General features: G+C 72.5%; 2 protein-coding genes. Both read right to left on the bottom strand.

What is annotated here, in order from left to right; all coding sequences use genetic code 11:
• Window positions 1–1,080, bottom strand: a 1,080-nt coding sequence (locus ASG00_RS06335) for an ROK family transcriptional regulator (RefSeq protein WP_235559328.1), incomplete at its 3' end; no start/stop codon positions are given.
• Between the two features lie 102 nt (window positions 1,081–1,182).
• On the bottom strand, window positions 1,183–1,576 hold a 394-nt coding region (locus tag ASG00_RS17410), incomplete at its 5' end, for an aldo/keto reductase (RefSeq protein ID WP_235559327.1).

Raw genomic sequence — 1,576 nt, 5'->3', positions numbered from 1 at the left:
CGGCACCCCCGAGGTCGACTGCAGGGCGCTGCGCTCGAGGGAGTGGCGCATGGGGGCGAGCAGGATCTCTCCGGCCTGGGCGAGCTCGCCGCCGATGACGACCACCTCGGGGTCGACGAGGTTGCACAGGCTCGCGAGCGCGACGCCGATGTGGCGCCCCGCGTCGGCGATCACCCGGTGCGAGCGGCCGTCGCCGCCCTCGGCCGACTGGATGAGGTCGCCGAGGCGCTGCATCCCCTCCGAACGCGGGAAGAGCGAGAGGAGCGCGGGTCCGGCGGCGTACGTCTCGAGGCACCCGCGGTTGTTGCAACGGCAGACCGGGCCGTTCTCGTCGATGGTCACATGGCCGATCTGGCCCGCCTTGCCGTGCGCGCCCGGCAGCACGTCGCCGCCGACGACGATGCCCGCACTGATGGTGTGACCCACCCGCACGAACACGGAGCTGCCGATGCCGATCGCGGCGCCCTCGCGCGCCTCGGCGATTGCTCCCGCGTTCGCCTCGCTGTCGGCGATGACGGCGCAGTCGATGCGCGCCTCGAGGCTCGAGGCGATGTCGATGCCCTCCCAGCCGCGCAACAGGCCCGGTGTCGACACCATGCCGGTGCGCGGGTCGAGCGAGGCGGGCAGGGCCACACCGACCGCGAGCAGGTCGCGGGTGGTCATGCCGAGCGAGTCGAGCATGTCGCCGAGCAGCAGCGCGAGCCGGTCGAGCTCGGCGTCATGACGGTGGTCGGGGGCGAGGGGGAGGGAGGTCTCGCTGACGATCGTGCGGGTCGCGTCGGCGAGGGCGATGCGCAGGTGCCGGGCGCTGTAGTGCACGCCGGCGACGAGGCCGGTCTGGCGGGCGAGCGAGACGAGGATCGCGCGGCGTCCGCTGCGCGACGTGGTCGACGTGTCGAGCACACCGGACGCGGTGAGCTCCTTCACGATGTTCGACACCGTGGCGGGGGAGAGACCCGTGCTCTCAGCCAATTCGACCTGGGTGAGCCTGCCGTGTCGCTTCAGCGACTCGACGAGGCGCACCCGGTTCGCCTCGCGCAGAGACGACTGTGAGCCGGGTGGAATGTTCCGGCGGACCACGAGCACACTCTAGCGAGTCGCAGCCCGGGCGTGTCTATGTGTCGCCGTGCGGCCATCTCCCGTGTCGGTGGGGCGGATGCCGCGGCATCCGCCCCGTTCGGGTCACGCCTCGGGGATCAGCCGGTTGAAGAACTCCTCGCGCGGGGCGTCGGGGTCGGGGCCGTTGCGCACGCCGCGGTCGAGGCCGTCGATCGCGGCGAGGGCCGCGGCATCCAGCTCGACCTCGCCCGCCGCGAAGTTCTCGGCGATGCGGGCGGGGTTCACCGACTTGGGGATCGCCGACCGACCCTGCTGCAGGTGCCACGCGAGCATGACCTGCGCCGGGGTCGCGCCTACGCGCTCGGCGATCGCGGCGATCTCCGGGTCGTGCATGACGCTGCGCCGCTCGTCGCCCCAGGGGCCGGGGTAGAAGGTGATGCCGCCGATCGGCGACCACGCCTGGTTGAGGATGCCCTGCGCCTCGTCGACCGCGAGCAGCTCTCGCTGCGCGAAGTAC

The organism is Microbacterium sp. Leaf351 (genome assembly GCF_001423825.1).
Lineage (GTDB): Bacteria > Actinomycetota > Actinomycetes > Actinomycetales > Microbacteriaceae > Microbacterium > Microbacterium ginsengisoli.
This window is presented reverse-complemented; position numbering and strand designations above follow the sequence as displayed.